This window comes from Streptacidiphilus carbonis (genome assembly GCF_000787775.1).
In the GTDB taxonomy this organism is placed as follows: domain Bacteria; phylum Actinomycetota; class Actinomycetes; order Streptomycetales; family Streptomycetaceae; genus Streptacidiphilus; species Streptacidiphilus carbonis.
Genome location: NZ_BBPM01000026.1, coordinates 45,762 through 51,761, shown reverse-complemented (window position 1 = coordinate 51,761; position 6,000 = coordinate 45,762). Strand labels below are relative to the sequence as shown.

At 71.3% G+C, this 6,000-nt stretch carries 6 protein-coding genes; 3 read left to right on the top strand and 3 right to left on the bottom strand.

Features of this window, described 5'->3' with window-relative positions:
- Window positions 1-954: helix-turn-helix transcriptional regulator (locus TR46_RS42465; RefSeq protein ID WP_042403558.1), on the top strand; the 954-nt coding region annotated here is incomplete at its 5' end.
- A 134-nt stretch (window positions 955-1,088) separates the two neighbouring features.
- Window positions 1,089-2,735, top strand: coding sequence for a S53 family peptidase (locus TR46_RS45075; protein WP_052432973.1), 1,647 nt, complete (start codon window positions 1,089-1,091; stop codon window positions 2,733-2,735).
- A gap of 176 nt (window positions 2,736-2,911) precedes the next feature.
- Here TR46_RS45075 and nicT read toward each other — a convergent pair whose 3' ends face one another.
- The 3 genes from nicT to mca all read right to left on the bottom strand — a co-directional run bounded on the left by nicT (window position 2,912) and on the right by mca (window position 5,335).
- Window positions 2,912-4,024: a Nickel transporter NicT gene (gene nicT / locus TR46_RS21035; protein WP_500800852.1), complete on the bottom strand. Its 1,113-nt coding sequence runs from the start codon at window positions 4,022-4,024 to the stop codon at window positions 2,912-2,914.
- 91 nt (window positions 4,025-4,115) lie between these two features.
- Entirely contained in the window at window positions 4,116-4,373 is a 258-nt protein-coding gene (locus tag TR46_RS21030) for a hypothetical protein (RefSeq protein WP_042403556.1), read from the bottom strand.
- A 77-nt stretch (window positions 4,374-4,450) separates the two neighbouring features.
- Window positions 4,451-5,335, bottom strand: a complete 885-nt coding sequence (gene mca, locus TR46_RS21025; RefSeq protein WP_042403554.1) for a mycothiol conjugate amidase Mca — start codon at window positions 5,333-5,335, stop codon at window positions 4,451-4,453.
- A gap of 105 nt (window positions 5,336-5,440) precedes the next feature.
- On the opposite strand from mca, the gene TR46_RS21020 reads away from it, so the two are divergent.
- A complete protein-coding gene (locus TR46_RS21020) occupies window positions 5,441-5,848 on the top strand; it encodes a DUF4307 domain-containing protein (RefSeq protein WP_042403552.1) in 408 nt (135 codons plus the stop codon).
- Window positions 5,849-6,000: the final 152 nt, after the last annotated feature.

The following is a 6,000-nucleotide window of genomic DNA, read 5'->3' as shown; positions in this document are numbered from 1 at the left end:
GCGCTGGCCACCGCCGAGCGCTGCACCGCGCTGGTCGGCGACGCCGGCCGGCCCTCGCCGCTGGCCGCCTACGCGGCCGCGCTGGCCGAGACGGCCGGCGGCAGCACCGCCCGCGCGGCCGAACTGGCCCAGCGCGCCGTCGACGGCTGTGCGGCCGCCAGCGACCGGCTGTTCCAGGTCCGCGCGCTGGGGGTGCTGGGCGCGGCGCTGCTGCTGACCGGCAGCGCCGAGGGCGCCGCCAGGGCCGGGGAGGCGCTGCAGCGGGCCCGGGAGCTGAGCGGGGCGATGGAGCTGGCCGACCCGGACACGGTGCGCCGGCTCGCCGACCTGGTGGAGGCGCTGCTGAACTCCGGGGAGACCGCCGAGGCGGAGACGGTGCTCGCGGAGGCGCGCCGGCTCACCGAGGACTGGCCGGGCCCCTGGGGCGCGGGCGCGGTGGCGGCGCTGGACCGGGCCGAGGGCCTGGCGCTGGCGGCGGCGGGGCGCACCGAGGAGGCCATCGCGGCGCTGCGGGTCTCCGCCTCGCAGCTGCAGGACCTCCCGCTCCCGCTGGAACTGGCCCGGACCCTGATCGCCTGGGGCGCGGTCGAGCGCCGGGCCCGGCACCGTGCGGCGGCCCGGTCGGTGCTGGCCGAGGCCGAAGCGGTGTGCCGGACCCTGCAGGCGGAGCCGCTGCTGCTGCGGATCCAGCAGGAGCGGACCCGTTTGGAACCGGGCGACCGGGTCGGCGCCGCGGACGATCTGACGGCCAGTGAGCACCGGGTGGCCGAGCTGGTGGCAGGCGGCGCCACCAACCGCGAGGTCGCCGCGGCGCTCTTCGTCAGCGTGAAGACCGTCGAGGGCACCCTGTCCCGGGTCTACCGCAAGCTGGGCGTGCGCTCCCGTACCGCGCTGGCCCGCGCCGTCGCCGCCGTCAACACGGCGGACGCCGACGGACACGTCATGTTCACGTAAACAGCAAGGGTAATCCCGCTTATGCGAGGGGCGGCGCGCTCCTAGCGTGAATCCCGACCGCTTCCGGCGCAGCAGTGCACAAGTCCCCACCGGAACAAGGACGCTGCGCGCTCACCCGTCCCAGGAGGACACCCGTGAAGTTGCCCCTCCGCGCCGCCATCGGACTGCTGGCCGCCCCCCTGCCCGTCATCGCTCTCGCCGTCGCCCCCGCAGCCCACGCCGCCGTCCAGCCGAGCGCCCGGGTCGCCCTGCGCAGCGACGTGCTGCCCGCGGCCGCGACCGCCCACGCCACCCGTACCGGCCAGGTCGCGGCCGGCAAGGGCATATCGGTCACGGTCAGCCTGGCCCAGCGCGACCCGGCCGGTCTGCGGACCTTCCTGAAGCAGGTCACCGACCCGAAGTCGAGCCAGTACAAGCACTACCTGACGGTCAAGCAGTTCGCGGCCCGCTTCGGCGCCACCGCCGCCAGTGCCGGCCAGGTCACCGCCTATCTGAAGGCGCAGGGCCTGAAGGTCGGCGCGGTGAGCGCCAACGGGCTGACCCTGACCGCCGTCGGCACCGCCGCGCAGGTCCAGAAGGCCTTCGGGACCACCCTGGCGACCTACCACGACGCAACGACCGAGCAGGACTTCTACGCCAACGCGGCCGCTCCGGTGCTGCCGGCCGCGATCGCCTCCGCGGTCACCGATGTGTCGGGCCTGTCCGACTACACGAAGCTGCACCACTACAGCTCCAGGAACCCGCAGGCCTCCTCCAAGGCGGTCAGCGGCCTCACCCCGGCCAAGGCCCGCTCGGCCTACAACGTCGCCTCGGCCATCAGCTCCGGCTACAACGGCTCCGGGGTGACCGTCGGCCTGCTGGAGTTCTCCGGCTTCACCCAGTCCGACGTCACCGCCTACGACAAGTACTTCTCGCTGAGCCCGTCCACCCCGGTGGTGCGCAGCGCCGGCGGCGGCACCACCGACAAGTCCGGCCAGGACGAGGTCGAACTGGACATCGAGGTGGTCCAGGCGCTGGCGCCCGGCGCGGCCACCAAGGTCTACGAGGCACCGAACAGCGACGCCGGCGAGGTCGCCGTCTACGCCGCGCTGGTCAGCGACGACGTCCCGGTGGTCTCCATCAGCTGGGGCACCTACGAGGCCGGCGAGACCGCGAGCAACCGCACCGCCCTCGACACCGACTTCCAGGAGGCCGCCGCCCAGGGGCAGTCGGTCTACTCCGCCTCCGGCGACAGCGGCTCCGACGACGCGGGCGACGGCGGCACCTCCGTCGACTTCCCGGCCTCCGACACCTATGTGACCGGCACCGGCGGCACCACCCTGACCACCACCTCGGCCGGGGCCTGGAGCAAGGAGACCGCCTGGTCCGGCAGCGGCGGCGGCGTCTCCTCCTACTTCAGCACGCCGAGCTTCCAGAGCTCGGTGAACACCGGCAGCTACCGCGACGTCCCGGACGTGGCGGCCGACGCCAACCCCAGCAGCGGCTGGGCCATCTACACCGGCGGCTCCTGGCAGGAGTTCGGCGGCACCAGCGCCGCGGCGCCCAACTGGGCGGCGTTCACCGCGATCTACGACAGCGAGGCGTCGGCGCTGGGCGCCTCCGGGTTCGGCTACGCCAACTCCACCATCTACTCGCTGGCCTCCTCGTCGAGCTACAGCAGCGCCTTCCACGACGCGAAGAGCGGCAGCAACGGCGCGTACAGCGCGGCCACCGGCTACGACAAGGTGACCGGCTGGGGCAGCTACAACGGCGCGGGCTTCCTCTCCGCAGAGCTGGGCTGACCCGGACCACGACGGCGGGGCCCGGGGTTCCCGGGTCCCGCCGTTGCTCTGATGCGGACCGTAACTGGCGTGTCGCGCAGTTCCCCGCGCCCCCAGCTGATTGCAAGCGGGCCAGTTGCACGTGTCAGGGGCGCGGGGAACTGCGCGCCCAGCCATCTACGCTCCGCACCAGAAAACTACGCGGCGTCCCGGAGCCCCTCCGACCACTTCTCCTCGACCCGCCCGTAGCGCCAGATCAGCAGCGCAGCGACCCACGTGGCGACGAACAGGCCGACGATGACGAAGCCGACGTTGTTGAGGTCCAGGCCGGCCACCCAGCCGACCGGGCCGCCCGTGACCTTCAGCTCCTCGGCGACCAGCGAGGTGATCTCGATCCCGCCGATGATCACCGCGACCACCACGCTCAGCCCGGTGATGGTGATGTTGTAGTAGACCTTGCGGACCGGCTTGGAGAAGGCCCAGTCGTAGGCGAAGTTCATGAACGAGCCGTCGATGGTGTCCAGCAGCGACATCCCGGCCGCGAACAGGATCGGCAGCACCAGGATCGCGTACCAGGGCAGTGCGAACGCGGAGGCACCGCCCGCCAGCACCAGCAGCGAGACCTCGGTCGCGGTGTCGAAGCCCAGCCCGAACAGCAGGCCGACCAGGTACATCTGCCAGGGCTTGGTGACGGTCCGCATGATCGGGGCCAGGATCCGGTTCATCAGGCCCCGCTTGGCCAGGTGCTCCTCCAGCTCGACCTCGCTGTAGGCGCCGGTGCGCATCTGCCGGAAGACCTTGACGATCTGCCGGAGCACCATGGCGTTCAGCACCGCGATGACCATCAGGAAGGTGCCGGAGACCGTGGTGCCGATCAGGCTGGTCCAGTGCTGCAGCGAGCTGGAGCTGTCCTCCACCTGGCCGGCCAGCGCCCTGACCCCCAGCGACAGCAGCGCGCAGAGCCCGAAGACCACCGAGGAGTGGCCGAGCGAGAACCAGAAGCCCACCGAGAGCGGCCGCTGTCCGTCGGACATCAGCTTGCGGGTGGTGTTGTCGATGGCGGCGATGTGGTCCGCGTCGAAGGCGTGCCGCATGCCCAGGGTGTAGGCGGTGACGCCCATCCCGGCACCGAAGAGCTGGGTGCCGACGGTGTAGTGCGCCGGTGCCACCACGGCCAGCAGCGTGAACCAGCCGACGACGTGCAGTCCGAGGACGAAGGCGGCCATCCCGCCCATCCGGGCCCACTCCCGCGGGGTCAGCGACGCGCGGATCCGCGCTATCGCTCCTGCACGCACATCTGTACCGGTCACGGCACACCCCTCCTGGTCGGCGACGACCCGACCACGTTAGGGGTAGATCATGTGTAGTTGCAACTGATGTGCAATAGCGAGCCAGGTGCGACTACTTCGCGGCGGCCTGCTTCTCGGCAGACGGCTTCTCGGCGGACAGCTTTGCGACGGACGGCTTCGCGGCGGGCTGCTCCGGCTCCTCGACGAAGTCGACCTTTTTGAGGGAGCGGTTCATCGCCTTGAGGATCCACCAGGTGCCGATGCCGAGGACGGCGAAGACGACGAAGCCCAGGATCCCCGGCGTGACCTTGTTGTCGTCCAGGGCCAGCAGGGTGGTAGCGGTGCCGTGCACGGCTGCGAGGGAACTCATACGCCTATGGTCCCCCCACGGGCTTTCCGCGGGGGGACCGGGGTGCGCCGAAGCGTGTCGGACCGGCTCGGACCGGCTCAGACCTGGACGACGTCGGCGGTGATGCCGGCGAAGAGGTCCTGCTCCGGCAGCGAGGTGTCCACCAGCGAGCGGGCCAGCTCGTAGTCCTCGGTCGGCCAGACCTCCCGCTGGATCTCCAGCGGGATGCGGAACCACGGCCCGTCCGGGTCGATCTGGGTCGCGTGCGCCAGCAGCGCCCGGTCCCGCACCTCGAAGTACTCCCCGCAGGGCACCCGGGTGGTGATCTCCCGCGGCTTGCGGTCGCTCTCGTCCCAGCGCGCGATCCACTCCGCGTACGGGGACTCCAGGCCGCGCTCCTTCATGGCCGCGTCCAGCGCCTTGATCCGGTTCAGCGAGATGCCCTGGTTGTAGTAGAGCTTCAGCGGCTGCCACGGCTCCCCTGCGTCCGGGAAGGCGTCCGGGTCGCCGGCCGCCTCGAAGGCCGCCATCGAGATCCGGTGGGTCATGATGTGGTCCGGGTGCGGGTAGCCGCCGTTCTCGTCGTAGGTGGTCACCACATGCGGCCGGAACGAGCGGATCAGCCGGACCAGCGGCTCGGTCGCCACGTCCAGCGGCTGCAGCGCGAAGCAGCCCTCCGGCAGCGGCGGCAGCGGGTCGCCCTCGGGCAGCCCCGAGTCGACGAAGCCCAGCCAGGCCTGCCCGACCCCGAGGATCTCGCGGGCCGCGTCCATCTCCTTGGCCCGCACCTCGTGGATGTTCTCCTCGATCCAGGGGTCGCCCTGGAGCTTGGGATTGAGGATCGACCCGCGCTCACCCCCGGTGCAGGTGGCGACCAGTACGTCGACGCCCCGCGCCACGTACGAGGCCATGGTCGCCGCGCCCTTGCTGGACTCGTCGTCCGGGTGCGCGTGTACCGCCATCAGTCGCAGCTGCTCAGTCAACGCCCCAAAGCCCTTCGTCAGTATTGCCTGCTTCTATAGTGACCGATTGGGAACCGCGAACATTCCGGGTTTCTGAGCCGAGCCGTTCAATGGAGGCGAAAGTCGATGGCTCCCACCGAGCAGGCCGAGGTCGGCACGCCGCTGCCCGCCGGGCGCTACGGCGTCGACCCCGAGCAGCGGGAACGGCGGATGCACCGGGTCTACCTGGTCTGTGTCGCGCTGGCGGTGGCGGTCGTCGCGCTGGTCGGCTACAGCTACCTCGGCAAGGACTCGTTCAGCGGCCAGGTGGTGTCCTTCCAGGTGGACTCCGCCGCCCAGGTGCAGATCCACCTGGAGGTGTCCAAGCCCGGCGGCACGTCCGGCAGCTGCACCGTGCGCTCGCGCGACGTCAACGGCAACGAGGTGGGCCGGGTGACCGTGTCGGTGCCGGCCGCGCCGAGCACCTACGACACCGTGGTGACCCTGCGCACCTCGGGCCGCGGCACCACGGGTGAGCTGGTCAGCTGCTCCTGAGCGAGCAGGGCGGCCAAGCGGTCGGGCCGCTTGGCGCGTACTCCCTCCCGGTCGGCCGCGGAAATTGTTAGGCTTCTGGTTTCGCCCCTTCCGGGGTAGATGTGCGGATGCAGTACGGGCCGCGGGTCACCGGAAGCGGGCGTTGTCTGTTA

Excerpts from the sequence above, each read along its gene's own strand:
- TR46_RS21030 (WP_042403556.1), bottom strand. The coding sequence starts at position 4,373 with ATGAGTTCCCTCGCAGCCGTGCACGGCACCGCTACCACCCTGCTGGCC.
- TR46_RS21020 (WP_042403552.1), top strand. The coding sequence starts at position 5,441 with ATGGCTCCCACCGAGCAGGCCGAGGTCGGCACGCCGCTGCCCGCCGGG.